The organism is Verrucosispora sp. TAA-831, from assembly GCF_050780145.1.
In the GTDB taxonomy this organism is placed as follows: Bacteria; Actinomycetota; Actinomycetes; order Mycobacteriales; family Micromonosporaceae; genus Micromonospora.
In genome coordinates this window covers 5,183,169-5,209,484 of record NZ_CP192240.1, presented here as the reverse complement: position 1 = coordinate 5,209,484, position 26,316 = coordinate 5,183,169, and the positions used below count along the sequence as shown (strand labels likewise).

Sequence of the window (26,316 nt, the reverse complement as noted above, 5' to 3'; positions counted from 1 at the left end):
ACGCCCGGCAGCGACTCCGCGCGTCGGCGGGGCGGCTCGGCGCGCGCCGCCGGGCGGGGAAGTGAAGAGGGGTCCCCTGCTCTACCTGAGGCGTTAACAGGGTGCCCTTCCTTGCATCCAGCCTTGCCGCCGGGTGGAGTGGTGGGGGATGCGCTGGACGTGTTGACCGACGCGGCCGTGCGGGCGGTCCTGCCGGAGACCGCCCTGGCCCGGGGCGTACGCCCCGGCGCGGCGGTGGCGTGCTGGCTCGGTGCGTTGACCGGGCCGCATCGCGGGTTCACCGCCGAACCGAAGGCGCTGGACGTCCTGCGGTCCGAGCTGGACACGTGGCAGCGGGATGCCGCAGGCGGGACGGTACGGGCGAGTTTCCGGCTGGTGGAGCCGTTCACCGAGGAGGTGTCCGGCCCGGTGACGGTGGTGCCGCTGGACCTGGACGCGGCGGTGGCGGATCCGGGCCGGTGGCGGGTGGAGTTCGGGTTGCGCGCGGCCGACGAGTCGGGTCTGCACGTCGACGCCGGTCAGGTGTGGCGCGGCGAGGGCGGCGCCGTCGCGGGCGCGCATCCGCAGGAGACGTTGCTGGCCGAGTTGGGCCGGGCCAGCCGCCTCTGGCCGGAGCTGGACACGGCGCTGCGGACCGCCACCCCGGAGGCGCTGGAGCTGGACGCCGACGGGGCGCACCGGTTCCTGCGCGAGGGCGCGCCGCTGCTGCACGCCGCCGGGTTCACGGTGCTGCTGCCGTCCTGGTGGCAGCGGCCCGCGTCGCGGCTCGGCGCGCGGCTGCGCGCGGGCTCGCGGGCCGCGCCCGGCACGGTCAGCGGACCGACCGACCGGGTCGGGTTGGACGCGCTGGTGGATTACCGCTGGGAGGTGGCGCTCGGCGACCATCCGTTGACCGAGGAGGAGTTGGCCCGGCTGGCGGAGGTGAAGACGCCGCTGGTGCGGCTGCGCGGCCAGTGGGTCGAGCTGGATCCGAAGCGGCTCGCCGCCGGTCTGCGCCTGTTGCGGTCCACCGGCGAGCTGACCGTCGCCGACCTGCTGCGGCTGGGGCTCGCCGACGGTACGCAACCGGACGCCCTGCCGGTGCTGGAGGTGACCGCCGACGGGGCGTTGGGTGACCTGCTCGCCGGGTCGGTGGAGCGTCGGCTCACGCCGCTGGACCCGCCGCCGTCGTTCCACGGCACGCTGCGGCCGTACCAGCGGCGCGGGCTGGCCTGGCTGGCGTTCCTCCAGTCGCTGGGGCTGGGCGGGGTGCTCGCCGACGACATGGGGCTGGGCAAGACGGTGCAGTTGCTCGCCCTGCTGGCCGGTGATCCGGCCGAGGCCGGGCCGACCCTGCTGGTCTGCCCGATGTCGCTGGTCGGCAACTGGCAGCGGGAGGCGGCCCGGTTCGCCCCGGGGCTGCGTGTGCACGTGCACCACGGCGCGCAGCGGGCGCGGGGCGACGACATAGGTGCCGCCGCGCAGGAGGCGGACCTGGTGCTCACCACGTACTCGGTGGCGGCGCGGGACGCGGTGGACCTGGCCGGGGTGGACTGGCACCGGGTGGTGCTGGACGAGGCGCAGGCGATCAAGAACGCCGCCACCCGGCAGGCCGAGGCGGTGCGGTTGCTGCCCGCCCGGCACCGGCTGGCGGTCACCGGTACGCCGGTGGAGAACCGGCTCGCCGACCTCTGGTCCATCATGCAGTTCGCCAATCCGGGGCTGCTCGGCCCGGCCGCGACCTTCCGCAAGCGGTTCGCCGAGCCGATCGAGCGGCACGGTGACGCGGACACCGCCGAGCGGCTGCGCCGGATCACCGGCCCGTTCGTGCTGCGGCGGCTCAAGACGGACGCGTCGATCATCTCGGACCTGCCGGAGAAGCTGGAGATGGAGGTCGTCTGCAACCTCACCGCCGAGCAGGCGGCGCTGTACCGGGTGGTGGTCGACGACATGATGGCCCGGATCGAGTCCTCCGACGGCATCGAGCGGCGGGGCCTGGTGCTGGCCACGATGACCCGGCTCAAGCAGGTCTGCAACCATCCGGCGCAGTTGCTGCGCGACGGTTCCCCGTTGGACGGACGCTCCGGCAAGCTCGCCCGGTTGGCGGAGATCCTCGACGAGGTCCTGGCGGCGGGGGAGAAGGCGCTGCTGTTCACCCAGTACGCCGAGTTCGGCGGGATGCTGCGCGGCCACCTGGCGTCCCGGTTCGGCCGGGAGGTGCTGTTCCTGCACGGCGGGGTCGGCAAGGCCGACCGGGACGAGATGGTGGCCCGCTTCCAGTCCGACGACGGACCGGCTCTGTTCGTGCTCTCCCTCAAGGCCGGTGGGACGGGCCTGACGCTGACCGCCGCCAACCACGTGGTGCACGTCGACCGGTGGTGGAATCCGGCGGTGGAGGACCAGGCCACCGACCGGGCGTTCCGGATCGGGCAGCGTCGCCGGGTCCAGGTCCGCAAGTTCGTCTGCGCCGGCACGGTGGAGGAGAAGGTCGCCGCGCTGATCGCCGAGAAGCGCGGCCTGGCCGCCTCGGTCGTCGGCACCGGCGAACAGTGGATCACCGAGCTGTCCACCACCCGGTTGCGGGAGCTGTTCGCACTGGAGGCCGGGGCGGTGGCCGAGTGACCGAGGGCAGGTTCGCCGACTACGGTCGGCCGCGCCGGGTCGACGGCGGGCTGCGCGCCCGCAGCACCCGGGGCGCCATCGGGGTGTCCTGGTGGTCGCGCCGGTTCCTGGAGGTGCTGGAGTCGTTCGCGCTCGGCACCCGGCTCACCCGGGGTCGGGCGTACGCACGCGCCGGCCAGGTGGTACGCCTCGACGTCCACCCCGGACGCGTGGACGCGGTGGTGCAGGGCTCACGGCCCCGGCCGTACCAGGTCCGGGTCGCGTTGCCGCCGTTTCCGGTCGACCTCTGGGCCCGGATCGAGGCGGAGTTGGCCGCCCAGGCGTTCTTCAGCGCCCGGCTGCTCGCCGGTGACCTGCCGGCCGAGTTGGAGGAACTGCTCGCCGCACTCGGCGCACCACTGTTCCCCGCCGCGGTGGCCGACCTGGAGCAGCACTGTTCCTGCCCGGACGCGGCGGTGCCCTGCAAACACCTCGCGGCCACGTTCTATCTGCTCGCGGAGGCGTTCGACGCGGACCCGTTCGCCCTGCTGCACTGGCGGGGCCGTAGCCGCGACGACCTGCTCGCCCGACTGCGCGAGCTGCGCGCCACCGGGTCCGGTCACGTCGGCGGACCACCCGGCGCGAGCGCCACCGCCCGGCAACCACACGCCCCGACAGCGGGCGCACAGACGGCGGGTGCCCCGACAGCAGACGGCCCGACGTCCGACGGCGACGTGGGGCTTCCGGCGGCCGGTGCGGCACGTGTCCTCACCGACCTGCCGGCCCCGCCGCTCGCCGAGACCGTCGACCGGTTCTGGCTGCCGCCGGTGCCGCTGCCGGACCGCCCGCCGAGCCTGGCGAGTCGACCCGACCTGCTGTTGCGGCAGCTCGGCGCGCCCGCACCGGCGATCGGCGGGCCAGGGCTGGCCGAGCGTCTGCGCCAGGCGTACCGGCAGCTCGGCGAGTGAACGGTCCGGCGGTCAGACCCACCGGTGCCGGTACCGCCACAACAGGGCGGTGTTGACGACCAGCAGGACGGCGTACACCGCCCCGGCCAGCCGGCCGGCGAGTACGGTCGTGGCCGGCAGGGCCGCCCACAACACGATGGTCATCAACAGCAGCATCCGACCCCGTCGCATCCGGGAGCGGTTGTCGAGCCGGGCGAAGAACGCCGGATCGCTCTCCCGGAGATTGCGGGTGATCTGCTCGAAACGGCGCTGGTCCTCTTTGCTGAGCATGTGCCTTCCCCTCACGCGTTCAGCAACGGCGTCGCGGAATACCCACTGGGGTGACGGCTCACGCTCTCCTACTGGTCCTACTTTGGCCGGTCCGGCCGTCCGCACCGGCCCGAGCGCGGCAGGAGTGCGGCGGCGGGTCGGCGGAGCGGGGTCGGACGCCTGAGCGCCGCCTTAGTTCCGCCTTAAATCTGGCTGTGGGGTCGAACCGGTCCGCCGTCGACCGAACGGGTGGGATTGTCACCGACCGTAGGTGGCTCGTGTCGTCCGTGCTGCTCGCGAGGTGCGTACCCGGGTGGCCGGTGCGGGAGCCGACATCCGTTCGCGTTGAGGGTTGCCTTAAGTCGCCCCGGTCGGGCGGGACGGCCCGTCTTGTCGGGGCACATCCCGCTGACTACCTTGCCGTGGCAACCCCTCCGGCAGCAGTCGTCGCACCTCACCACCCTCGCTCGGCCGTGAGCGCGACGCTGGGTAGAAACGGGAACGGTGTATGGCCGACCAGCAGGTGCCACCCCGCCGCGACGAGCACGGACAGGACCCCCGCCCGTACCCCCGATCCCGCCGGCCCCACCCGCACCCCGGACCCCGGCCGCACCACGCCGCCCCGTACCCCGGACCGCAGCCGCACCACGCCGTCGGGTACCCCGGACCGCCGCCGCCACCCGACGTGGACCCGTACGCCCAGGACGGTCGCCCGCAGTGGATCGGACCGGACGGGTACGGCGTGCCGCCGATGCCGACGGGCGGACCGTCCGATCCGGACGGTGGCGACGACGGTGGTCGCCGGGTCGGTCGCCGCCGGGCGCTGGCCGCGCTGGGCGGTACCGCCGCCGTGGTCGCCGGTGGCGCGGCCCTGGCGATGACGCCGCAGGTGCGCGGCCTCCTCGGTGGCGGCGCGGCGGTGGCCGGCGACGCCACCGGGACCACCACGACCGACGGTACGTCGGCCCGCCCCAGCGGGCAGCGGCCGAGTACGGTCCGCACCTACACCGAGCAGAACGAGAGCTACATGGGCTCCCGCGCCGGTGAGGTGCTGAAGAAGAACGCCCCCACCGGCGGCCGGGTCTACTCCGGCCCGGCGCAGGCCGCGGCGGAGACCAAGGTGACCGTCAAGACGGCGCTCAGCAAGGACCCGGCGGTGCACCTGGCCCGCCGGTTGACCTTCGGGCCGACCGCCGCCGTGCTCGCCGAGATCAAGCAACGCGGCATCGACGGCTGGGTGCGTTGGCAACTGGAGCCGGAGAAGATCGCCCCGACCCGGGCGGAACTCAAGCTCGCCGAACTGCCCACCCTGAAGCTCTCCGTCGAGGAACTCCGCGAGCAGCGGGACCAGCTCAACGAGCGGGGTGCCCAACCGGAGCGGGAGATGGTGGACGCCACCGTCGCCCGGCAGATCTGGTCGGACCGCCAGCTCTTCGAGGTGATGGTCGACTTCTGGAACGACTTCCTGCACGTCGCCGCCGAGTTCGACGGCGGTGAGGTGTACCGCAACTCGTTCGACCGGGACGTGGTGCGCAAGCACGCGCTGGGCAGCTACCCGCAGATGCTGCTGGCCGCCAACCGGCACCCGGCCCTGCTGCTCTATCTCAACCAGGTGGACTCCCGGGCGGACGCGGTCAACGAGAACCTGGCCCGGGAGAACCTGGAGCTGTACTCGGTCGGGGTCGACGGCGGCTACACCGAGGCCGACGTCCGCCAGGCCGCGCTGCTCCAGACCGGCCGGGGCGTCCAGGACGGCGCGTACGTCTTCCGCCCCGACCGCCACTACGTCGGCAAGGTCAAGATCCTCGGCTTCCGCCACGCCAACGACTCGGCGGACCCGAAGCGGGCCGAGGCGGCGATCGACGCGTACCTCACCCACCTCGCGTTGCACCCGTCCACCGCCAAGTACGTGGCACAGAACCTCGCCGTCCGGTTCGTCTCGGACACCCCGCCGAAATCCCTGGTGGACCGGCTGGCCAGGACGTACGCCGCGAACCACGGCCAGATCAAGCCGGTGCTGATGACGCTGTTCAGCTCCTCGGAGTTCTGGGCGGCGGTGGGGCAGAAGGTGCGCCGCCCACTGGAGTACCTGGTCGCCACCTACCGCACCCTCGGGGTCTCCCCGGACGCGGCACCGGACCACGACAACGGCGACAACCGCCGCACCCCGTACGCGCGGGGCCTGCGGCAGATCTCCGACAAGCTGCGCGAGTTGGGCCACCACCCGATGGGCCAGCCCACCCCGGACGGCTACCCCGACGTCTACGTCGCCTGGACGTCGGCGGGCACGATGGTCAACGGCTGGAACGAGGCCAACGAACTCCTCGCCGCCAACCGCACCGTGTTCACCCACACCCGGCCGGAGAAGCTGCTGGCCGACCCGCCCGCCACCGCCGGGGCGTACGTGGACGCGCTGGCCCGGCGGCTGGTCCGGCAGAAGCTCACCGACCGGGAACGGGCGCTGATCCTCGACGTCGCCGGGGTCTCCGCCGGCACGAGGGTCGACGCGACATTCGACGGGGCGATCACCGCCGTCGCGCGGGCGATCCTCGCCTCCCCCCAGCACCACCTCCGCTGAGGCACCCGATGGAGGAGCCCGTGTACTCGTACCCCCTGCACCCGGAATGCCCCGACGTGCGGCGACTGGCCGACAACCCGACCGAGGCCCTGCTGCGGGCCGAGGCCGACGTGGTGGCCGCCGAGAACGCCGCCGAGGCGGACCGCTACCGGCGGTTGGAGGAGTTGGAGGAGGCCCAGCAGGACGGGCGCGGGGTGACCCGGCGGACCTTCGTGGCCGGTGCCGCCGCCACCGCCACCGCGCTGGCCACCGCCCAGTTCGTCACCACCTCGGCGTCGTTCGCGGCCACCAAGACCGGCACGCTGGTGCACGTCTTCCTCTACGGCGGCCTGGACGGGCTCAGCCTGGTCGCGCCGAACGACGATCCGGTGCTCGCCCGGGCCCGCCCGGACCTGCTGCTGGCCGACGACTCGCTGGCGCTCGGCCGGGGCTTCAAGCTGACCAGCGCGTTCCGGCCGCTGGAGCGGTGGTTGCGTGCCGGGCAGCTCGGCTTCGTCCCGGGCGTCTCCGACGAACGGTTGTCCCGCAGCCACTTCCAGGCCGCCGACGCCTGCAACCTGGGCGGACTGCCCGGCGAGACCGGCGGGCGGGGCTGGTTGGACAGCCTGGTCGACGCACTCGGCAAGGGCACCGCCTTCCGCAGCGTCGGTGTCGGCAGCACGCTGCCCCGCTCGCTGGTCGGCAACAACGGGGCCATCTCGCTGAACAGCGTCGGCTCGTTGCGCCTCGCCGGTGACGAGCGGTACCGGGAGGCCACCGAGAAGGCCATCCGGGGCCTGTTCACCGGGATCAACCATCCGGTGGAGGAGGCGGTGCGTTCCGGGCTCGGCGCGCTGGCCACCGCGCGCCGGCTCTCCGCCGAGCCGTACCGGCCGGCCGAGGGGGTGGAGTACCGGGGCGTCGGCTTCGCCTTCCAGCAACTCGCGCAGCTCATCAAGGGCGGCGCGAACGTGCGGGTGGCCACCGTCGGCATGGGCGGGTACGACACCCACGAGAACCAGGGCACCGGCGAGGGCGGCCAGCTCTATCGGCGGCTCAACGAACTCGCCGCCGCACTGGCCGCGTTCTTCACCGACCTCGGTGACGCCGCCGCCGACGTGACCGTCATGGTGTCCAGCGAGTTCGGGCGGCGGGTCGCCTCCAACAGCGGCGGCACCGACCACGGGCACGGCGGGGTGGTGACCATCCTGTCCGGCCGCAGACTCGCCGGTCCGCTGCTCGGCACCTGGAACGGATTGAACGCACTCGACTCCGGAGACGTCCCGGAATACAACAACATGTTCAACGTCTACGGCTCGGTGGCCCAGGGTCGGTTCGGGCTCACCAACGCGGAGGTGGACAAGATCTTCCCCCGGATGAAGTACGCCCCGATGAAGTTGTACGCGTGACCCACCACGCGTACGCCGACCGCCGGTCCGGGGCGCGACCCCGCGCCGACGGTCGGCCGCCCGCGCCCCCGCCCCTGCCGGTGGCGACCCGACGCGGGCCCGCCGGCCGGCGGCTGCTGACCGGGCTGTTCCTGGTCGGCCTGGTCGCCAGCGTGCTGCCCTGGTGGCTCGACACCCCGGCCGGGTCGCTCACCGACGCCACCGCGACGACCACCGCCGCCGGTCAGATCACCGGCCTGCTCGCCGGCTACCTGCTGCTGGTCCAGGTGCTGATGATGAGCCGGTTGCCGGTGCTGGAACGGGTGGCCGGCGGCGAGCGGATCGCGGCGTGGCACCGGGACCTGGGGGTGACGCTGCTGGTCGCGGTGCTCGCGCACACCGGCTTCATCCTGGTCGGCTACGGCGGCCTGACCGGCCGCTCGCCGCTGGACCAGGCCGGGGTGATGTTGCGCGAGTACCAGGACATGGTCTCCGCGTTCGCCGCCGCCGGTCTGCTGGTGCTGGTCGGGTTGACCAGCGTCCGGGCGGTCCGCCGGGCGTTGCCGTACGAGCTGTGGCACGCCACCCACCTGGCCGGGTACGCGGTGCTGCTGCTCGGCTTCGCGCACCAGTTCAGCAACGGCACCCAGTTGTTCCGCCCCGGCCCGGTCCGCACCGGGTGGATCGCCTGCTACGGCCTGGTGATCGCCGCTCTGGTGTGGGGGCGGCTGGTCGGGCCGCTGACGTTCAACCTGCGGCACCGGCTGCGGGTCGCCGACGTGGTGGCGGAGAGCCCGGACACCGTCTCGATCTATCTGACCGGCGCCCGGCTGGACCGGCTGGACCTGCTCGGCGGGCAGTTCTTCCGCTGGCGGTTCCTGACCCGGGGCTGCTGGTGGCAGTCGCACCCGTTCTCGGTCTCCGCCGCCGCCAACGGCCGCTGGCTGCGGTTGACCGTCAAGGTGGTCGGCGCGTACACCCGGGACCTGCGTGACCTCGAACCCGGCGTACGGGTCTGGGCGGTGGGGCCGTCGGGCACCTTCACCGCCGCGCACCGGGTCCGCGAGCACGCGCTGCTGATCGCCGGTGGCAGCGGCATCACCCCGCTGCGGGCGATGCTGGAGGAGTTGCCGCCCGGCGCGGCGCTGATCTATCGGGCCCGCACTCCGGGCGACGTGCTGCTGCACCGGGAACTGGACTGGCTGGCCCAGGCCCGGGGCGTGCGGATCTGGTACGTCGTCGGTTCCCGCAACGACCCCGGCCCACGCCAGGTGATGTCGCCGGACGGGCTGCGCCGGCTGGTGCCGGACGTGGCCCGACGCGACGTCTACCTCTGCGGCCCACCCGGCCTGGTCGCGCAGAGCCGACGGCTGCTGCGCCGGATCGGCGTGCCCCGCCGACAGATCCACGTCGGCACCTTCGAGCTATAGGCAGAGGAGTACCGCCCCGATGCGTCGCGCGCTGTTCGCGATCACCGGCCTGGCCGCCGGCACCACCGCGATGGTGGTGCTCAAGGCCGCCCCGGGCACCGGCCAGGTCGCCCAGGAGCCACCGCCCGGCACGGCCACCGGCACGGACGGGCCGACGCCACAGCCGACGGTGGAGGAGTCGGCGGCGGCGAGCCGCGAACCCCGCGCCACCCGGTCACCGAAACCCGCGCGCAGCACCGAGGCCCCGACGAACCGCACCGACTCGTCCGACGCACCCCGGACCCCCTCGGCTCCCCGCACCACCACCGCGCCGCGACCCACCACCCGGACCGTCACCGGCCCGGTGGTCCGCAACGAGTACGGCAACGTGCAGGTGCGCATCACCGTCTCCGGCAGCCGCATCACCGACGCGGTGGCGCTGGAACTGCCGGAGCGGACCGCCCAGTCCGAGCAGCGCAGCGACCTGGTCGACAGCCGGTACAGCGGCGTGGCGGGGCTGGTGGTCGCGCGGCAGAGCGCCGACCTGGACACCGTCTCCGGGGCGACCGCGACGAGCGAGTCCTACCGGCAGTCCCTCCAGGCCGCGATCGACCGGGCCCGCTGATGGCCGCCGGCACCGCGACCCGCCCCGGCCTGCGCCGGGTCGAGCACGTCATGGGTACGCCGATCAGCCTGGACCTCGCCGACGACCTGACCGCCACCGAGCTGACCCGGCTCGCCGACGAGGTGTTCGGTTGGCTGCGCGAGGTGGACGCACGGTTCAGCACCTACCTCCCGGACAGCGAGGTGTGCCGTTTCGACCGGGGCGAGCTGCTGCTCTCCGAGGCGTCCGCGGACCTGCGCCGGGTGCTGGAACGCTGCGCCGACCTGTGGGGCGACACCGACGGGTTCTTCGACGCGTACGCCACCGGCGGGCTCGACCCGTCCGGGTACGTCAAGGGCTGGGCCGCCCAGGTGGCCTCGGACCGGCTGCTCGCGGCCGGTGCCGCGAACCACTGTCTGAACGCGGGCGGGGACGTGCGGGTGCGGGGCCGCTCGTCGACCGGGCGACCGTGGCGGATCGGGGTGCGGCACCCGTGGGACCCGTCGGCGGTCTGCCTGGTGCTGACCGGCACCGACCTGGCGGTGGCCACCTCGGGGGTCTACGAGCGTGGCCACCACGTGCGCGACCCCCGCCGGGGCGCACCGGCGAAGGGACTGCGCTCGGTGACCGTGGTGGGGCACGACCTGGGGCTGGCCGACGCGTACTCGACCGCCGCCCTGGCCATGGGCGTGACCGGCATCGGCTGGGTGGACCGGCTGCCGGGGCACCGGCACGCGGTGGTCACCGAGGACGCCCGCTGCCTGCGCTCCGCCGACCTGCCGCTGGCCGACTGACCGGTGTCGCCGACCTCTAGGCCCAGCGGCTCGGCCGGTGCAGGATCGCCGGTCGGGAGCCGAGCGGCCGGGGACGCCCGGGACGCGAGCCCGGTGGTCGGGTGGCCGCCCAGCGGCGTCCGGGCCGGTGCCGGCGAGGCGGTTCGGTCCCGCCCTGGTGCTGCTCCGTGTGGTCGGTGGACATCGGATCCCCGCTCCCGGCGCGGGCGCGCCGTCGTGGTGCTCAACGAGCAGTTCCCGTCGGGCGTCGCTGTCGGGTACCACACCGACTCGTCGGGGGTGGCTCAGCGACCCCGGCGGGGCAGCGGCAGGTGGCCCGGGACCAGCGCGGAGGTCAGCGTGACGCCGCTGGCCCGCAACTCGTCGACCAGGGTGTTCTGCACCAGGTACGAGTCGGGGAGCTGCCAGCGGGCCTGCTCCGGCGCTACCGCCCAGCGGACCGCTCCCTCGGGCAGCCGGGTGGGTGGTGCCGGCACCCACGAGCCGGGACCGTGCCGCACCACGTGGAAGCAGTGCTCCAACTCGGGACGCAGCGGGTCACCGGGGCGCACCAGGAACATCCAGCGGCCGGTCGGGGTGACCAGCACCGGTCCGCGTACGCCCGGGCCGACCGGGTGCGACCGGACCGCGTCGAGCACGCGTCGGCCCAGGCTGGCGGAGACCTCCAGCACGTCGAATGCGCGGCCGGTGGGCAGCAGGATGCCGTGCGGGCGGGACCGCCACCAGGTGGCCACCCGGGCCGGGTCGGCGCTGGCCGCGTGCTCCCAGTCCTCCAACGCGGGGTGGCAGCCGACCGTCGGGCAGCCGGCCCGGCCGCAGACGAAGCGGCTGCGCGCCAGACAGGCGCCGGGGGTCACCTCCCAGCCGTGCAGCGCGTACCGTACCGCGACGCGGCGCAGCCGGACCCGCTCCAACGGCGACAGACGGACCACGCTCGGTGCGACATTCCCCCACATTGGTGCCATCTCCCCTCGCCGGGCCGACCGGCACCAGCACATACGTCGAACAGCGTCACTGCCGTGGCCTGCGATCGTTTATTTGACAAAGTGGCCGATGCAACTTGCACGAAAAGTACGAGGCTCGGCCGTACGGCTGACGCACAGGCAGTGCGACCAGCGAAAACCTGACATACAGATGGATGGCCGCACCTGCGGATCGGCCCCCGGCCCCCGGCCAGGGCTCCAGCAGCAAGGGGAGGACTGGGGACATGGACGAACTGCCCATCGGGCGGCGGGTTGCTTACTGGCGCGGGCGACGCAAGATGTCGCAACAGGTGTTCGCCGACCGACTGGGTAAGTCCAAGAGCTGGGTCGACAAGATCGAGCGCGGAGTGCGGCGGCTGGACAAGTTCTCCGTGCTCTACGAGATCGCCGACATCCTCCAGATCGACGTGCAACTGCTGCTCGGCAAGGATCCGGAGCGGCGTACCGACACCATGAACTGCATCGACCAGGTCGAGGTCGAGGAGATCCGGGCCGCCCTGGAACGGTACGACTCGATCAGCGCCTACTTCGACGCCAAGCCGGACCCGCCACCGATCGTCGACATGGGCAAGGCGGTCACCCACGCCTGGCTCACCTACCAGTACGGCCGCTACGGCATGCTGACCCGGGCGCTGCCGAAGCTGCTGCGCGACGCCCAGGCGGCCGACGCCGCGTACGGCGGAGAACAGGCCCAGCGCGCGGCGAACCTGCTCGGGCAGGTCTACCAGATCGCCTCCTCGGTGCTGCGCAAGCTGGGGGAGTGCGACCTGGCCTGGCTGGCCGCCGACCGCTCCATCGCGGTCGCCCAGCGCGCCGACGACCAACTGCTCGCCGGGATCGCCACCACCCGGGTCTGCAACGCCCTGCTCGCCATGGGCCGCCCCCGCTCCGCGCTGGAACTGAACGTCCGCATCGCCGACCGGATCGAGTTGGTCGGCGGCACCGACAACCGGGCCGACCGACTCTCGGTCTACGGGATGCTGCTGTTGCAGGGCGCGATGGCCGCCGCCCGGACCGGCGACACCTCCACCGTCGTCGACCTGCTCGACGAGGCGTCCGAGGCCGCCCGCGAACTCGGCAGCGACCAGAACCACTACTGGACGTCGTTCGGGCCGACCAACGTCGAGCTGCACCGCGCGGCGGCCGCCGTCGAGCTGGGCGACGGCGGGCGGGCCGTCGAGATCCACCGCACCAGGATCGTCAACCTGCCGCTCGACGCCATGCTCCCCGAACGCCGGGCCCACCACCTGCTCGACCAGGCTCGCGCCTACTCCCAGATGGGCGACATGGCCAACGCCGGGGAGATGCTGCTGCGCGGTGACCGGCTGGCGCCGTCGGAGATCCGCTGCCGGCCGATCGCCCACGAGGTCATGTCCGAGGTCCTGCGTCGCACACGGGGTGCGCCGCCTTCTCCGATCGCGGAGTTGGCTGAGCACATGGGAGTAGGAGTATGAACTCGGAGCCGGCATGACCGGTTCGCACCGCCACGACGGGCACCAAGAGGTGCTCTACATCATCGCCTGCGGTTCGCCGTTGGCCCGAGACGTGGGCCGGCTCGTTGAGCTGGCCCAACAGGACGGCTGGGACGTCTGCGTGATCACCACGCCGGACGGCGCCAAGTTCGTCGACCGCACCTCGCTGGCCCGCCAGACCGGCCACCCGGTGCGTACGCACTACAAGAACCCGGGGGACCCGGACGTCCTGCCGTCGGCCGACGCCATCATCGTCTGCCCGGCCACCGTCAACACGGTCAACAAGTGGGTGGCCGGCATCGCCGACACCCTCGCCCTCGGGTTGCTGGTGGAGGCACAGGGACGGGGCGTACCGCTGGTCGCCGTGCCGTACACCAACGCGGCGATGGCCGCCCACCCGGCCTTCCGGACCGGGATCGCCCGCCTGGCGGAGTGGGGGGTGACCGTGCTCTTCGGCGACGACGTCTTCCCCCTGCACCCGCCGGGCACCGGCGAGCGGCACCAGCACGCGTTCCCCTGGGCCCTGCCGCTGACCGCCCTGCGCGACCAGCTCTGCCGGACCGGGTGAAGTGAAAGGAAGGGCACCTTACTAACGCCTCCGGTAGTACAGGGGTCCCCTGCAATCACCCGCACACCGGATGCCGCAATCCTCAGCCCGGGCCGTGGCCGTCGCCACGGCCCGGGCGCCGTCGCGCGGCCCGGGCAGTCGCCCGCCGGGAAGCACCCGCCCGGCCGTGCCGAGAAGGCGGGTGAGATGTCCGGGGTCGGCCGGGTGACGTCCCGGAGCGCCGCCGACGCCGGTAAGCTGGCCCGCCGTGAGCACAACCGCAGCCGTGCCGACCGTCGCCGACGTCGTGGCCGAGCTGGAGCGGCGCTATCCGCCCGCCTGGGCCGAGGAGTGGGACAAGGTCGGGCTGGTGCTCGGCGAGCCCGGTGCCCCGGTGCGTCGGATCCTCTGCGTCGTCGACGTGGTCCCGGAGACCGTCGCCGAGGCCCTCGCCGCCCACGCCGACATGATCATCGCGCACCACCCGCTGTTGCTGCGGGGCGTCTCGTCGGTGGCGCCGACGACGTACAAGGGCCGGATCATCCACCAACTGATCAAGGCCGACGTCGCGCTGTACGTCGCCCACACCAACGCCGACGTCGCCGTACCCGGAGTCTCCGACGCCCTCGCCGACCGGCTCGGCCTGACCGACCTGCGTCCGCTGGTGCCGTCCCGGCCGGGCAGCCCCGCCGCCGGCCAGGGCCGGGGCGCCGGGCGCATCGGCGAGCTGCCGCAGCCGCTCACCCTGGCCGAGCTGGCCCGGCACGCCGCCGCCGTGCTGCCCCCCACCGCCATCGGCGTACGCGCCGCGGGCGACCCGGACCGCACGGTGCGTACGCTGGCAGTCTGCGGCGGCGCGGGGGACAGTTTCCTGGCCGACGCGACCGCCGCCGGGGTGGACGCGTACCTCACCGCAGACCTGCGTCACCACCCGACCGGCGAACACCTCGCCACCGGTGGACCGGCGCTGCTCGACGCCACCCACTGGGCCACCGAACGGCCCTGGCTCGACGACCTGGCCACCGGGTTGCGCGCCACGATGCCCGACGTCGAAACCCTGGTGTCCGACCTGGACACCGACCCGTGGACCGTACACGCCGCCTCACCCGCCGCCCCGGAGCGATCCGCAGCGGACGACAAGGAGCCCCGACCGTGAAGGCTGACCCCCAGGTCCAGCGCCGCCTGCTCGACCTCCAGGCGATCGACACCGCCCTCGCCCAGCTCGCCCACCGCCGCCGGGCGCTGCCCGAGCGCGCCGAACTGGAGGCCCTCGCCCGGGAGCTGTCGTCGCTGGAGGACGAGCGGGTCCGCGCCCAGGTGGCCGTCGACGACCTGGACCGGGACATCGCCCGGCTGGAGAAGGACGTCGACCAGGTCCGCGCGCGCAAGAAGAAGGACGAGGACCGGCTCGCCGCCGGTGGCGGTCCGGCCCGCGAGCTGGAGGCGCTCCAGCACGAACTGGTCTCGCTGAACCGTCGGCAGAGCGACCTGGAGGACGCCGAGCTGGAGCTGATGGAGCAGCGCGAGACCGCCCAGTCGACGCTGGACGGCGTGGAGCAGCGGCTGGCCGAAGCGCGCGAGCGGCGGGCCGCCACCGAGCAGCGCCGCGACGAGGCCCTGGCTGAGATCGGCCGCGAGGAGGAGTTCAAGCGCTCCGCCCGGCAGCCGCTCGCCGGTGACCTCCCCGCCGACCTGGTGCAGCTCTACGACAAGATCCGCACCGACACCGGGCTGGGTGCCGCGCTGCTGACCGCCGGCCGCTGCGGCGGCTGCCGTCTGGACCTCTCCGGCGCCGACCTGGCCCGGATCCGCAAGACCGACCCCGACGAGGTGGTCCGCTGCGAGGACTGCCGCCGGATCATGGTCCGTACCAACGAGTCCGGGCTGTAGGCGGTGGCACCGCGTACCGTGCTGGTCGAGGCCGACGGCGGCTCCCGGGGCAACCCCGGCCCGGCCGGCTACGGCGCGGTCGTCCGTGACCAGGCGACCGGCGAGGTGCTCGCCGAGTGCAGCGAGTCGATCGGCACCGCCACCAACAACGTCGCCGAGTACCAGGGCATGATCGCCGGCCTGACCGCCGCCGCCGAACTGGGCGCCAGCGAGGTCGAGATCCGGATGGACTCCAAGCTGGTCGTCGAGCAGATGTCCGGCCGCTGGCAGATCAAGCACCCCGGGCTGCGTCCGCTCGCCGCCCGGGCCGCCCAGCTCGTCGGCCGGTTCGACGCGGTCCGCTTCACCTGGATCCCCCGGGACCGCAACACCCACGCCGACCGGCTGGCCAACGCCGCGATGGACGCCGCCGCCACGTCGGGCACCGCCACCCCGACCGTCACACCACCGCGTACCGTCGAGTCACCGCGCCGCGTCGGCGGCCCGGAACCGGCCGGCGGCGGCGCGAGGCAGGTCGCCGCCCGCGCCGAGTCGCCCGGCACCGACCCGAGCAGCGCCCCGGTTTCCTGGGAGCCGCGCCCCAGCTTCACCGCCACCCGGCTGATCCTGGTCCGGCACGGCGAAACCGAGTACACCGAACAGGGCCGCTACTCCGGACGCGGCGACATCCCGCTCTCCGCGAAGGGCAAGGCTCAGGTGCGGGCCACCGCCGCCCGGGTCACCGCGCTCGCCCCCGACACCGCCGCCGTGGTCAGCTCACCGCTGTCCCGGTGCACGGCGACCGCCGAGGCCATCGCCGCCGCGATCGGCGACATCCCGGTACGCCGCGACGACGAGCTGATCGAGTGCGACTTCGGCGCCTGGGAGGGCCGGACCTTCGCCGAGGTACGCGAACAGTGGGCCGGCGAACTCGACGCCTGGCTGGCCTCACCCCGGATCGCCCCACCCGACGGCGAGTCCTTCGACGAGGTCGCCCAACGCTGCACGCGGGTGGTGGAGCGACTGCTCGCCGCGTACCCCGGTCAGACCGTGGTGGTGGTCTCGCACGTCTCGCCGATCAAGCTGATGCTGCGCGACGCGCTCGCCGCCACCGACGCCTTCCTGCACCGCCTCTACCTAGACGCCGCCGGCATCTCCATCCTCGACCGCTGGCCCGACGGCGGCGTAGCCGTCCGCTCCATCAACGAAACCCCCTACCTCCCCTGACCCGCTCTCCCTGGTTGGTGGCGGTGGCGGCGGACCTGCTGGCGGTTGATCAAGAGGTTTCGGTCACTGTTCGCGGGGATCCAGACCCAAACCCCTTGATTAACCCCCGGGGGTACGGGGGTGGGGTTATTCGCCGAGGGGGCCGTTGGCCAGTTCGGTGACGATGTCTAGGTGGCCCAGGTGGCGGGCGTACTCCTGGACTAGGTGGAACAGCACCCGTTCCAGGGATGCCGGGTCTGCGCCGTTCCAGCGGGGGCCGGGGGCACCGACGGCGTCTAGGTCGGCGCTCTGCACCACGGTGCGGGTGTGGGCGCCCTGCGTGCGCAACTCGGCTACCAGGTCCGTCACGCTCGTCTCCGGCGGTACGTGCCAGCGGCCGTCCCGCCAGTCGCCCCACGGCTCGGCCACCGGCCGACCCTGGAAGCCCCACTCGATCCAGCGCAGCTCGACGAAGCGCAGATGCCGCAGCAGCTCCAGCGGAGTCCAGCCCGACGGCAACCGGCTCGCCCGCACCTCCGTCTCGGGCAGCGCCGACACCTTGGCCAGCACACTCTCCCGGAAATAGTCGAGGTAGCGCAGGAACACCTCAGCCCGCCCGTCGGCCGGGACCGTAGGCTCGGGAAACGGCGGCAGCGTCGTCATCGGCCCATTATGCGTACTCCCGGACTACCCGGCCTGCGGTCCTGCCGGCGCAATAGGCGGCGACCCGGTGTCGTTAGGATGAGCGTGCGACGGACGAGTCGACCGGGCGGTCGCGTCGGCGGGCTGCGGCCCGCCGCCGAGGAACGTCCGGACTCCACAGGGCAGGGTGGTTGTTAACGGCAACCCGGGGCGACCCGCGGGACAGTGCCACAGAAAACAGACCGCCGACCCCAACGGGGACGGTAAGGGTGAAACGGTGGGGTAAGAGCCCACCAGCACCCCGGGTGACCGGGGTGGCTCGGTAAACCCCACCCGGAGCAAGGCCAAGTAGGGCCGTCACCGCAAGATGACGACCCGCGCAGACGCTTGAGGGCTGCCCGCCCGATGTCTGCGGGTAGGCCGCACGAGCCTGTCGGCGACGGCAGGCCGAGATGGATGGCCGCCGCCGGTGCGAACCCCGCAAGGGGTACGCGCCGCGCACAGAATCCGGCGTACAGGTCGACTCGTCCGTCGCCCACCAGCTCAGGGCCTGACCTGATGCCAGCCAGCGAGGAGCGCACCCGCAACGCGATCGACGGTTTCATCGTCTTGCGTGGTGATGCGGTGCGAGCAGCGCAGATGCGGTTACTGAGTTGCGTTTTTGGCGTTTACGGCGCATGTTGGCAAGTATGAGTGGGGAACTCCTGACCACTGGGCAAGCGGCCAACTTGCTGGGGTCGTCGCGTCAGCAGGTGGTCAACTTGTGTGAACGCGGAGACCTGCCGTTCGTGTGGGTGGGTGCGCACCGCAAGGTCAGGCGGGAGCATGTCGAGGCGTTGTTGCGGCCCACACGGGCGTTGACCCGTGATCAGCTCAAGTCGCTGTGGCTGCACCAAGCGGTGGCGGGCGGCCTGGTCGTCGATCCGGACGAAGTGCTGGGTAAGGCTGCGGAGAACCTTGATCGACTACTCCGGCAGCATCGGGGGACCATGACCGAGGTATGGCTGAGGCGCTGGCAGGACAAGATCAACGAAGGCGTGGGGTCTGTCCTGCGGTCTTTGACGTCGGAAGACCCGGAGGCTGTCGAGTTGCGGCAGAATTCGCCCTTCGCTGGCGTGCTCTCGCAGCCGCAGCGTCGGAAGGTTCTTGAGTCCTTCAAGCGCAGCGGCGGAGGCCGGGCGGCATGAAGCGCGCAGAGCTGGAGCATGTCCTGAGATCGGCGGGTCGGATTGTCGAAGACCGGAACGTCCTCATCATCGGCAGTCAGTCGGTGCTGGGGACGATTCCGGAAGGTGATCTTCCGTTGGAAGCCACTGCCTCGATGGAGGTAGATGTGGCGTTCTTTGACGACCCGGACGATCAGAAGGCCGACCAAATCGACGCGTTCATCGGCGAGTTCTCGCCGTTCCACGAGACGTTCGGCTACTACGCCCAGGGCGTGAGTGTGTCGACTGCGGTGTTGCCTGATGGCTGGCGTGACCGTTTGGTGCTGGTGGAGTCCGACAACACCCAGCCGGGACGTGGCTATGCACTTGATCCGCACGACTGCGTGGTGTCCAAGCTGGTGGCCGGCAGGGAGAAGAACACCAAGTTCGCTGACGCGTTGCTCCGAGCGGGCCTGGTGAGACCGGACGTGGTCGCCGAGCGAATCGAACTCCTGGCCGACGTGCATCCCTCGGTGATGAAGCGCCTGCGGGACTGGATCGCCGCTTATCAGCCGGGGCCTGAAGCCGTCGGTTAAGACGGATCGCCCGAAGCTGCTGACGGCCCAGGGCGGGTGCCCCACAACTCCAGCCCTGGTCGGAGCAATCCGGCACACAGGAAACCGTCCGTCGCCTACCAGCTCAGAGCCCTGAAAATCGTGTCGGACTCGCGTGGTCGGTCATCGACGCCCACCACAAGGATGTCTGTACGCGCTGTCAACCGCACACCACCTGCCCGAGGCTCGAAGGCGCCGCAGCGACCGTCAACGCCTGGCGTACCTCGGTCGGGAGAACTGCTGTACCTCACCCGGGAGGCCAGTCCGCAGTTCCACAAGTCGATCCACTTCCGACCGATCAGGGTTCTCGACTGGACGACGTTCGGCGGCTGGATCTTGCTCGAGAGATACCGGCTCGACCACTGCGGTCAGGCCACCGAGCGGCGGCCGGTGTTCGTCCTCGTCGCCGGTCTGAGAACGGCCTCCGACGCCACGTGACGGCGCGATCAGCGAGCCCGACGCATGAAACGGCGTCTGTTCCGCGTGCTGAGGGCTTCGCTGCTGGCGTTCGTGCGGTAGACAGTTCGACGGACGTGAGTGGGCGTTCCGTGCCGAGGTGCGGGACTGGTGGAGGGTTGGCGGGATGGGCGAGAGAGGCGACCTCACCCGGTACGCGTACTGGTCGGAGCGGCGGGTGCGGTCCATCGCCGAGGACGGTGGGATCGACCTCAGTCCACGGTGGCGGTCGAAGGTGGCCCTCTCGGTGCCACTGCTCAACTCCACTGCCGAGTTTGAGCGGGAGCCTCGTACGCTCTTCCGGAACGAGATCGCGGACCGGATCGAGCGCGCGATCGGGGATCTGGCGGTGGAGGACTTCGTCACGCCACCCAGGGTTCGCTTCGCCAAGGGGCGGGGCCAGGTCGAGTTCACGCATCTGGTCGGCTGCCGGCCGCCGCGCGTCGTCGTCGGCGTCCGGTCGGTGGCGTCCGACGGTAGCCGCGTCGCCGTCTGCCTCTTCGGCAGTACGGACAACCTCGCCGGCTTCGTGAGCGCGGGAGAGCAGTACGTCGGCGCCGGTAGTGGGGCCAGTTCGTCGGGGTCGTCGATCAGCGGTTGGCTGGTGAGCGGATTCCCGCAGGGCCGGTCTGAGCCGATCGACGCGCAGTCGGTCTCGCGTGAGGCGGTGTCCGTCGCGTTCGGCAACGGTGCGGGCGACGGCGGATCGTCGCGGCGTGACCGGGAGCAGCCGGAGTTCAGCTTCGACCGGGTGACCGACTCGGAGTGGTTCGCCGAGATCTACAGCGACGTGGTGCTCGTCCCGGATTGGTGGACCGAGCGCACGTCGGTCGACCGGGTGCTGATCGGCGCTCCCCTGTGGGTGCGGACTCCGCGCGGGCGGGCCGATCGTCGTCGCGCGATGAACGCGGCCCGGTGAACGTTCCTGGACACCGCACTAGGGTGGCGGTGGGCTCACCGCCATCGTGTGGCGAGGAATCACGCGCGGCGCGTGGCGCACACGATGGCGGTGAGCCCGGCTTGCGGCAGAAGTCAGACCTGGGCGAGCAACCGAGGTCAGACCTGCGCGAGCAGCGCGGCGAGGCGTGCCGCTACGGGTGGGGCGTGCAGGTGGAGGCGGGCCACGTTGATCGCGTCGGCGCCGACCACGGAGAGCAGGGCTTGCGGGCCGACGGCGTACACGGAGAAGTAGCCGGCCTGGTTGCGGACGGTGGACTGCTGGAACTCGCCCTGGCCGAGTCGGAGGCTGACCTGCCGGCCGAGGCCGAAGGTCGCCGCCGCCATCGCGGCCAGGTCGTCGGGGTCCAGCGCTGGTGGTACGTCGTGGGTGATGCGCAGACCGTCCACCCCGCCGAGGACGCTTCCCTGCACGCCGGGGATCTGGAGGCGCAGCTCGGCGAGTTCGGTGCCGATGGCCGGGTACGGCAGTTTCGGGTTGCCGGCCAGCGACGGGGGGAGCCGGTGCGGTGGCGGGGTGACCGGGCGTTGCGCGGTGCGGCGGGGCAGGAAGGTCTCGCTCACAGTTCGAGGCGCTCCTCGATGCTGCGCAACTGGTGCCGGGCCAGAGCCAGGTTCGAGCGGGTCTTGCTCAGCATCAGATAGAGGAACAGGCCCTTGCCGTTGGCGCCGTTCAACGGCCGGATGATGTGGTACTGACCGCCGAGGGTGATCAGCATGTCCTCGATCTCGTCGTTGAGCTTGAGCATCTCGATGGTCCGCATCTTGGCGCGTACCACGTCGGTGTTGCCGGCGGCGGCGACGGTCAGGTCGATCTCCGGTGTGCCGCCCGCGACGCCGAGTGTCATGCCGCTGGTGTAGTCGACGAGCGCGACGCCGATCGCGCCGTCGATCGTCATGGCGTCCTTGAGGGCGGTGTCGAGGTTGGCCATGGTGCCTCCATGTTCGGCTGGCGTCCGGGTCCGCGCCAGCTCGTGGTCTTCACCAGGGCCCGGCCCCGGTGAGGAAATCTCGGACGAGAGTGGCACATGTGACACGTGCTGTGAATCCGGGTCAGCACGATCGGACTGAGCGGGCCACGCTCGGTGACCGGCGGGCCGGTCGAGTTCGTCGCTGCGGCTGATGTCTCGGTGCCGATGTCGTCTGCTACTCAGTCCGCGACCTGGGCATCAGCGGCTGACCGACTTCGTTTCGGGGTGGCGGCGGGTATCCGGGGACGAGCAGGGAGTACCACCGACCGCACCGGGCACAGCATGTCGGGTGCCCGGTGCCGCCGCACCCCTAGTTTGGGTGGCGCAAGGGAAGGAGGAACCGGGTGCTGGAGCGTCTCAACCAGGCCATGGAGCACATCGAGCGGCATCTCGACCGGCCGGTCGACGCCGGTGAACTGGCGCGGATCGCGGTCACGTCGGAGTACCACTTCCGGCGGCTGTTCTCCGCGCTGGCCGGGGTCCCGCTCTCCGAGTACGTGCGCCGTCGCCGACTCACCGTCGCGGGGGCGGAGGTGGTCGCGGGGGAGCGGACGCTGCTCGACATCGCGGTCCGCTGGGGGTACGGCTCGGCCGAGGCGTTCGCCCGCGCGTTCAAGGCGGTGCACGGCATCGGGCCCGGTGAGGCGCGGCGTACCGGCGCGGTGTTGCGGGCACAGCCCCGGATGTCCTTCCGCCTGACCGTCGAAGGGAGCAGCAGCATGCGATACCGCATCGTGCAGAAGGAGCCGTTCCGGCTCGTCGGCCGCAGGGCCCGGGTGCCGTTGGTGCACGAGGGCATGAACCCGGCCATCGTGGCGTTCGTCAGGACCATCGAACCGGCGACCCGGGACCGCATCGAGGCGCTGTCCGACCAGGAGCCGGTGGGCGTGGTCAACGTCGGGGACGGCCTCGCCGACAGCCGCGCCGAGGGCACCGAACTGGACTACTGGTACGGCGTGGTCACGAGCGCCGACGTGCCCGACGACCTGGACGCCATGCCGGTGCCGGCGGGCACCTGGGCGGTCTTCGAGACCTCCGGGACCGTTCCGGAGGCGGTGCAGGACCTGTGGCGGGACGTGTTCACGCAGTGGTTCCCGTCCAACCCGTACCGGTCCCGGCCCGGGCCGGAGATCTCCCGTACCCGGATCTCGGCCGACGGCAGCCGTGCCGACGCGGAGCTGTGGATCCCGGTGGAGCCGGTCGCGGCCTGAGCGCTCAGGCCGGCGTACCGGCGAGGTCGGCCAACACCCGGCGCTGGAAGGTGCGGGCCTGCGGGCCGGACGGGGGTGGGCCGCCGTCGCGGGCGGTGATCGACCGGGTCACCAGGTCGGCCGTCGCGGCGTCGACGAGCGGTCCGGCCTCGTCCAGCAGCCGCCGTCCGGCGGCCACCTTCGGCAGCCACACCCCGTGGTGCAGGCGTACCCAGGACCGGCACGCGCCGAGCACGGCGTCCTCGGCTCCGGGTGCGGGCACGTCGCCGGGCGGCAGCGGCAGTGCCAGCCACCACCGCAGCGCCTCCACCACGAGCCGCCGCAGGTCGTCGGGGGACAGGTCGGTGAAGACGTCCGCGGCGGGCGGGCCGAGAAGGGCCCGCCCGCTCTGGTGCAGGATGCTGCGGTCCAGGCCGTACCAGAACAGGCCGTCGGCGGGCGGCCGGTCCGCCGGGCCGTACGACACCCGGAAGTCCATCCCCGCGCCGGTGTTCAGCTCCACCTCGAAGCCCGGATCGGGCGTGCCCGACCGGGCCACCTCCCACCGGTACACCACCAGTTCCAGCCCGCGCGCCGGGCAGGGCAGCGCCTCGTGCCGCAGCCGCGCCACCAGGTCTGCGGCGACCGCACGGTCCAGCGGCGCGGCGCAGACCAGCGCCACGTCCACGTCACTGCGCCCCGGCTGGTACGCGCCCGACCCCACCGAGCCCGCCGCGTACGCGCCGCGCAGGTCGTCGCCGAGCACCTCGCGGGCGGCGGCGACCAGGTCGGCCAGGTAGCGCAGCGGCGCGTCAGGCATGTTCGAGTTCGCCCGGCTCACCCCAGAGCATCCCGGCGGGCAGGAAGAACGCCGACACCTCGGTGCCCAACGCGTGCCTGATCACCATCCGGGCGTGCTCGTCGAGGTCGGGCAGCCGCCCCGGGGCGAACCACCGCACGTCCAACGACTCGTCGTCGTCGACCCGCAGGTCGCCGCCGAGAAGACGGCAGCGGAAGCCGAGGTTGAGGTACTCGCAGCGGTCGCCGTTCGGGTACGTGCGCGGATGCGTCACCGCGCTGCTCAGCCGCAGTGGCTCGACCTCCAGGCCGGTCTCCTCCAGCACCGCGCGGACCACCGCGCCGGCCGGCTGCTCCTCCGGCTCGACGAAGCCACTCACCACCGACCATCGCCGGTCGTCGGCGAGTCGGGAGAGCAACAGCTCGCCCGCGTCGTTCCGGACCACCGCGCTGACGCTGGGTAGCCAAATCAGCTCGTGTCCGACGTGTTCACGCATCCGCAGGATGTATTCCGGTACGCCCATCCGGCGACCTTAGCCGGGCGCCGATCGGCCCTCGCATCCGGTCAGGACGAAGTGACGAGTGACCCGATTCCCCTGGCAGAGTTGGATTTCTGCAACTCGGACGCGCTCGGTGCCCGCGCCGTCGCGGGGTGCCGACATTTACGCGGCAGGCGTCCGCGTCCGCCGCCACAGTGACAGTCACTCGTGTACGGAGAGTGGTCGAGCTGCATCGACATTTTGTATTTTTCGCTGTTTTCGCACGTAAAGCCACATGCAGGTCTACTGTGGAAAAGCCTGGTGACTTGCAGTGTTCCGGTGGCGGGCGGTCGCATCCCGATGCACAGTGATCCCATGAACGACATCGGACATGGGCGCTACTACTGGTGTACGCGGCACCACCGGGTCGAGCACGAAGCCGACGTGTGCCCTGCCCGGCACGTCCTCGGCCCGTACGCCTCGGCAGCCGACGCGGAGAACGCCCTGCAGAAGGTGCGGGAGCGCAACGAAGCGTGGGAGGCCGAGGACGCCCGGAGGGCCGAGGAGGACGGGGAGGAGAAGTAGCCGACGCGGGACGACCTCGCGTCGCGACACCACGTGCGCCGCGAGGGCGGTGGCACGTCCCCAAGGAGGAACCGAGATGGCCGAAGCACAACAGGCCACCCGACCGGCCGCGACGCGAACACCCGCCCGGCAGACTGCCGCCACGGACCGCACCGCCGGCCTCACCCGTACGCCGACCACGCGTCGCGCGAACGGCACCGCCCCGGCCACCCGTACCGCGTCCGGTGGTGCCGGCCGGGCCCCGGCCTCCAAGCGCACCACCGCCACGGCCCCGGCCGCCCGGCGGGCCACCCCGGCGACCCCGGCCGCGACGGCGACCGCGACAGCGGGCACCACGACGGCCCCCGCCCGCAAGCGCGCCGCCGTGAAGGCACCCGCCAGCCAGATCACCGCAGCGACCCCTGCGGCTGCCGGTCGGAAGACCGCGCCCGGGTCCGCTGCGGCTGCCGTCGGTGCGAAGTCCGCGCGTGTCGTCGGTGCGAAGTCCACCGCCACCACCGCTGCGGCGAAGAAGACCACCTCGGCGCGGGCCGGGTCGGGCGAGGGTCGGACGGCTCCGGCCCGCACCACGACGGCGGCGAAGCGGGCACCGGCCAAGGCCACGACAGCGACGGCGACAGCGGCCCGGACCACGGCGGCCCGGACCACCGGTACCCGGAGCACGACCACTCGGAGCGCGGCGGTCGGTAGTGCAGCGGCCCGAAGCACGGCGGCGCGCACCACTGCCGCCAAGGCGTCCACGAGCGCGGCGACCCCGGCTCGCAAGACCGCTCCCGCGCGTAAGGCCGCTTCCGCTACGCGTAAGACCGCGCCTGCACGCAAGGCTGCTCCCGCGCGTAAGGCCGCTCCCGCCGCGCGTAAGACCGCGCCCGCGCGGAAGACGACGACGGCGCGGGCTACCGCCGCGCGCAAGGCCCCGGCTACGAAGACCACCACAGCGGCCGGTAAGGCACCCGCGCGCAAGACCACCACGGCGTCGACCCGGACCTCCGCCCGTACGACGGCGGCGAAGGCGCCCGCGAAGAAGGCCCCGGCGAAGAAGGCGTCCGCCGGTCGCGCCGCCCCGGCGACGAAGACGACGGCTGGTCGGACCGTTTCCGCCCGTAAGGCTGCTCCGGCCAAGAAGACGGCGGCGGGTCGGGCCGCTCCGGCCCGTAAGACCGCTCCCGCCAAGAATGCCTCGACTGGTCGGGCCGCTCCGGCCCGTAAGACCGCTCCCGCCAAGAATGCCTCGACTGGTCGGGCCGCTCCGGCGCGCAAGGCCGCTCCCGCCAAGAAGACCGCGACAGGTCGCGTCGCTCCCGCACGGAAGACCGCTCCGGCGAAGAAGGCGACCGCGACCCGGCCGGCCGCGACACGCAAGACGGCGACCGCAGCGAAGAAGACGACGACCCGGGCCACAGCGGCGCGCAAGTCCGCACCGGCCACGAAGGCTGCGGCGAAGGCGACGAGCAGCGGTACGGCGGCCCGCAAGTCCGCCGCCCCGGCGAAGAAGTCCACCGCCTCGGCGCGCAAGTCGACAGCACCGGCCCGGAAGTCGACAGCACCGGCCCGCAAGTCCACGGCGAGCACGACGACCAGGGCGAGCACGACGACGAGGGCGTCGGCCCGCAAGTCCACGGCCCCGGCGAAGAAGGCCACGACGGGCGCCGCGAGCCGTGCCCGCAAGTCCACTGGTCCGGCGGCCACGTCGACCGCGAAGCGGACGACGACCTCGACGACCTCGGCCCGCAGGGCCACTCCCGCCAAGTAGCCGACCTCAACTCAGCCTCCGGCGTCTTCCGCTGAGCAGGTCTCCCGGCCCGCCCACCCCGGCCGGTCATCGACGCGCGATCATGGAGTTGTGGCTGCTG

23 protein-coding genes, 1 other RNA gene and 1 pseudogene are annotated in these 26,316 nt (G+C 72.5%); 17 read left to right on the top strand and 8 right to left on the bottom strand.

What is annotated here, in order from left to right; genetic code table 11:
- Positions 1–129: 129 nt before the first annotated feature.
- Together ACQVFL_RS23025 and ACQVFL_RS23020 are read left to right on the top strand one after the other, a co-directional pair.
- Positions 130–2,601: pseudogene (locus ACQVFL_RS23025) on the top strand (DEAD/DEAH box helicase); the annotation flags it as partial.
- On the top strand, positions 2,598–3,548 hold the full coding sequence (locus ACQVFL_RS23020; RefSeq protein WP_431727578.1) for an SWIM zinc finger family protein: 951 nt from the start codon (positions 2,598–2,600) through the stop codon (positions 3,546–3,548). The pseudogene ACQVFL_RS23025 and the gene ACQVFL_RS23020, both read left to right, overlap by 4 nt.
- Positions 3,549–3,560: 12 nt before the next feature.
- On the opposite strand, the gene ACQVFL_RS23015 is transcribed toward ACQVFL_RS23020, so the two are convergent.
- Positions 3,561–3,818 carry a DUF3040 domain-containing protein gene (locus ACQVFL_RS23015; RefSeq protein WP_396693310.1) on the bottom strand — a complete coding sequence of 86 codons (258 nt, stop codon included), beginning with the start codon at positions 3,816–3,818 and terminating at the stop codon, positions 3,561–3,563.
- Between the two features lie 487 nt (positions 3,819–4,305).
- Between ACQVFL_RS23015 and ACQVFL_RS23010 the strand changes: the two genes are divergently transcribed.
- From ACQVFL_RS23010 to ACQVFL_RS22990, 5 genes are read left to right on the top strand one after another with little or no spacing between them, the layout of a single operon-like run.
- Positions 4,306–6,375, top strand: a complete 2,070-nt coding sequence (locus ACQVFL_RS23010) for a DUF1800 domain-containing protein (protein WP_431727577.1) — start codon at positions 4,306–4,308, stop codon at positions 6,373–6,375.
- A 20-nt stretch (positions 6,376–6,395) separates the two neighbouring features.
- Positions 6,396–7,763, top strand: coding sequence for a DUF1501 domain-containing protein (locus ACQVFL_RS23005; RefSeq protein WP_396693306.1), 1,368 nt, complete (start codon positions 6,396–6,398; stop codon positions 7,761–7,763).
- A complete protein-coding gene (locus ACQVFL_RS23000) occupies positions 7,760–9,172 on the top strand; it encodes a ferredoxin reductase family protein (RefSeq protein ID WP_431727576.1) in 1,413 nt (470 codons plus the stop codon). Before ACQVFL_RS23005 ends, ACQVFL_RS23000 begins: the two co-directional genes overlap by 4 nt.
- A gap of 19 nt (positions 9,173–9,191) precedes the next feature.
- On the top strand, positions 9,192–9,776 hold the full coding sequence (locus ACQVFL_RS22995) for an FMN-binding protein (protein WP_431727575.1): 585 nt from the start codon (positions 9,192–9,194) through the stop codon (positions 9,774–9,776).
- Between the two features lie 50 nt (positions 9,777–9,826).
- A complete protein-coding gene (locus tag ACQVFL_RS22990; RefSeq protein ID WP_396693530.1) occupies positions 9,827–10,549 on the top strand; it encodes an FAD:protein FMN transferase in 723 nt (240 codons plus the stop codon).
- A 284-nt stretch (positions 10,550–10,833) separates the two neighbouring features.
- Here ACQVFL_RS22990 and ACQVFL_RS22985 read toward each other — a convergent pair whose 3' ends face one another.
- Positions 10,834–11,505: a bifunctional DNA primase/polymerase gene (locus ACQVFL_RS22985; RefSeq protein ID WP_396693300.1), complete on the bottom strand. Its 672-nt coding sequence runs from the start codon at positions 11,503–11,505 to the stop codon at positions 10,834–10,836.
- Between the two features lie 251 nt (positions 11,506–11,756).
- Here ACQVFL_RS22985 and ACQVFL_RS22980 point away from each other — a divergent pair, with 251 nt between their 5' ends.
- The 5 genes from ACQVFL_RS22980 to ACQVFL_RS22960 all read left to right on the top strand — a co-directional run bounded on the left by ACQVFL_RS22980 (position 11,757) and on the right by ACQVFL_RS22960 (position 16,647).
- Positions 11,757–12,986: a helix-turn-helix domain-containing protein gene (locus ACQVFL_RS22980; RefSeq protein WP_396693298.1), complete on the top strand. Its 1,230-nt coding sequence runs from the start codon at positions 11,757–11,759 to the stop codon at positions 12,984–12,986.
- 13 nt (positions 12,987–12,999) lie between these two features.
- Complete coding sequence (locus ACQVFL_RS22975) at positions 13,000–13,572, top strand: flavoprotein (protein ID WP_396693296.1); 573 nt, start codon at positions 13,000–13,002, stop codon at positions 13,570–13,572.
- 247 nt (positions 13,573–13,819) lie between these two features.
- Positions 13,820–14,707, top strand: coding sequence for a Nif3-like dinuclear metal center hexameric protein (locus ACQVFL_RS22970; RefSeq protein ID WP_431727574.1), 888 nt, complete (start codon positions 13,820–13,822; stop codon positions 14,705–14,707).
- A complete protein-coding gene (locus tag ACQVFL_RS22965; protein WP_396693292.1) occupies positions 14,704–15,441 on the top strand; it encodes a zinc ribbon domain-containing protein in 738 nt (245 codons plus the stop codon). The genes ACQVFL_RS22970 and ACQVFL_RS22965 overlap by 4 nt, the downstream gene beginning before the upstream one ends.
- Positions 15,442–15,444: 3 nt before the next feature.
- Positions 15,445–16,647 carry a bifunctional RNase H/acid phosphatase gene (locus ACQVFL_RS22960; RefSeq protein WP_431727573.1) on the top strand — a complete coding sequence of 401 codons (1,203 nt, stop codon included), beginning with the start codon at positions 15,445–15,447 and terminating at the stop codon, positions 16,645–16,647.
- A gap of 126 nt (positions 16,648–16,773) precedes the next feature.
- Here the strand turns inward: ACQVFL_RS22960 and ACQVFL_RS22955 are convergent, their stop codons facing one another.
- Positions 16,774–17,289, bottom strand: a complete 516-nt coding sequence (locus tag ACQVFL_RS22955) for a DinB family protein (protein ID WP_431727572.1) — start codon at positions 17,287–17,289, stop codon at positions 16,774–16,776.
- A 94-nt stretch (positions 17,290–17,383) separates the two neighbouring features.
- Between ACQVFL_RS22955 and rnpB the strand changes: the two genes are divergently transcribed.
- The 4 genes from rnpB to ACQVFL_RS22935 all read left to right on the top strand — a co-directional run bounded on the left by rnpB (position 17,384) and on the right by ACQVFL_RS22935 (position 20,402).
- Positions 17,384–17,799: RNase P RNA component class A (gene rnpB, locus ACQVFL_RS22950), an RNA gene on the top strand.
- Positions 17,800–17,957: 158 nt separating this feature from the next.
- The gene (locus tag ACQVFL_RS22945) at positions 17,958–18,455 is read left to right on the top strand and encodes a helix-turn-helix domain-containing protein (RefSeq protein ID WP_431727571.1); all 498 of its coding nucleotides are present in this window, start codon (positions 17,958–17,960) and stop codon (positions 18,453–18,455) included.
- Positions 18,452–19,009, top strand: coding sequence for a DUF6036 family nucleotidyltransferase (locus ACQVFL_RS22940; RefSeq protein WP_431727570.1), 558 nt, complete (start codon positions 18,452–18,454; stop codon positions 19,007–19,009). Before ACQVFL_RS22945 ends, ACQVFL_RS22940 begins: the two co-directional genes overlap by 4 nt.
- Positions 19,010–19,610: 601 nt before the next feature.
- A complete protein-coding gene (locus tag ACQVFL_RS22935) occupies positions 19,611–20,402 on the top strand; it encodes a hypothetical protein (RefSeq protein ID WP_431727569.1) in 792 nt (263 codons plus the stop codon).
- 137 nt (positions 20,403–20,539) lie between these two features.
- Here the strand turns inward: ACQVFL_RS22935 and ACQVFL_RS22930 are convergent, their stop codons facing one another.
- Together ACQVFL_RS22930 and ACQVFL_RS22925 are read right to left on the bottom strand one after the other, a co-directional pair.
- A complete protein-coding gene (locus ACQVFL_RS22930) occupies positions 20,540–21,004 on the bottom strand; it encodes a roadblock/LC7 domain-containing protein (protein WP_396693280.1) in 465 nt (154 codons plus the stop codon).
- Positions 21,001–21,372 (bottom strand): hypothetical protein, encoded by a 372-nt coding sequence (locus ACQVFL_RS22925; RefSeq protein WP_431727568.1) that lies wholly within the window; start codon positions 21,370–21,372, stop codon positions 21,001–21,003. The genes ACQVFL_RS22930 and ACQVFL_RS22925 overlap by 4 nt, the downstream gene beginning before the upstream one ends.
- A gap of 383 nt (positions 21,373–21,755) precedes the next feature.
- Here ACQVFL_RS22925 and ACQVFL_RS22920 point away from each other — a divergent pair, with 383 nt between their 5' ends.
- Complete coding sequence (locus ACQVFL_RS22920; protein ID WP_396693276.1) at positions 21,756–22,622, top strand: AraC family transcriptional regulator; 867 nt, start codon at positions 21,756–21,758, stop codon at positions 22,620–22,622.
- Between the two features lie 4 nt (positions 22,623–22,626).
- Here the strand turns inward: ACQVFL_RS22920 and ACQVFL_RS22915 are convergent, their stop codons facing one another.
- From ACQVFL_RS22915 to ACQVFL_RS22905, 3 genes are all read right to left on the bottom strand, one after another.
- On the bottom strand, positions 22,627–23,421 hold the full coding sequence (locus ACQVFL_RS22915) for a nucleotidyltransferase domain-containing protein (RefSeq protein WP_431727567.1): 795 nt from the start codon (positions 23,419–23,421) through the stop codon (positions 22,627–22,629).
- Positions 23,414–23,923, bottom strand: a complete 510-nt coding sequence (locus ACQVFL_RS22910) for an NUDIX hydrolase (RefSeq protein WP_396693272.1) — start codon at positions 23,921–23,923, stop codon at positions 23,414–23,416. The genes ACQVFL_RS22915 and ACQVFL_RS22910 overlap by 8 nt, the downstream gene beginning before the upstream one ends.
- A 258-nt stretch (positions 23,924–24,181) precedes the next feature.
- On the bottom strand, positions 24,182–26,212 hold the full coding sequence (locus tag ACQVFL_RS22905) for a hypothetical protein (protein WP_431727566.1): 2,031 nt from the start codon (positions 26,210–26,212) through the stop codon (positions 24,182–24,184).
- Positions 26,213–26,316: the final 104 nt, after the last annotated feature.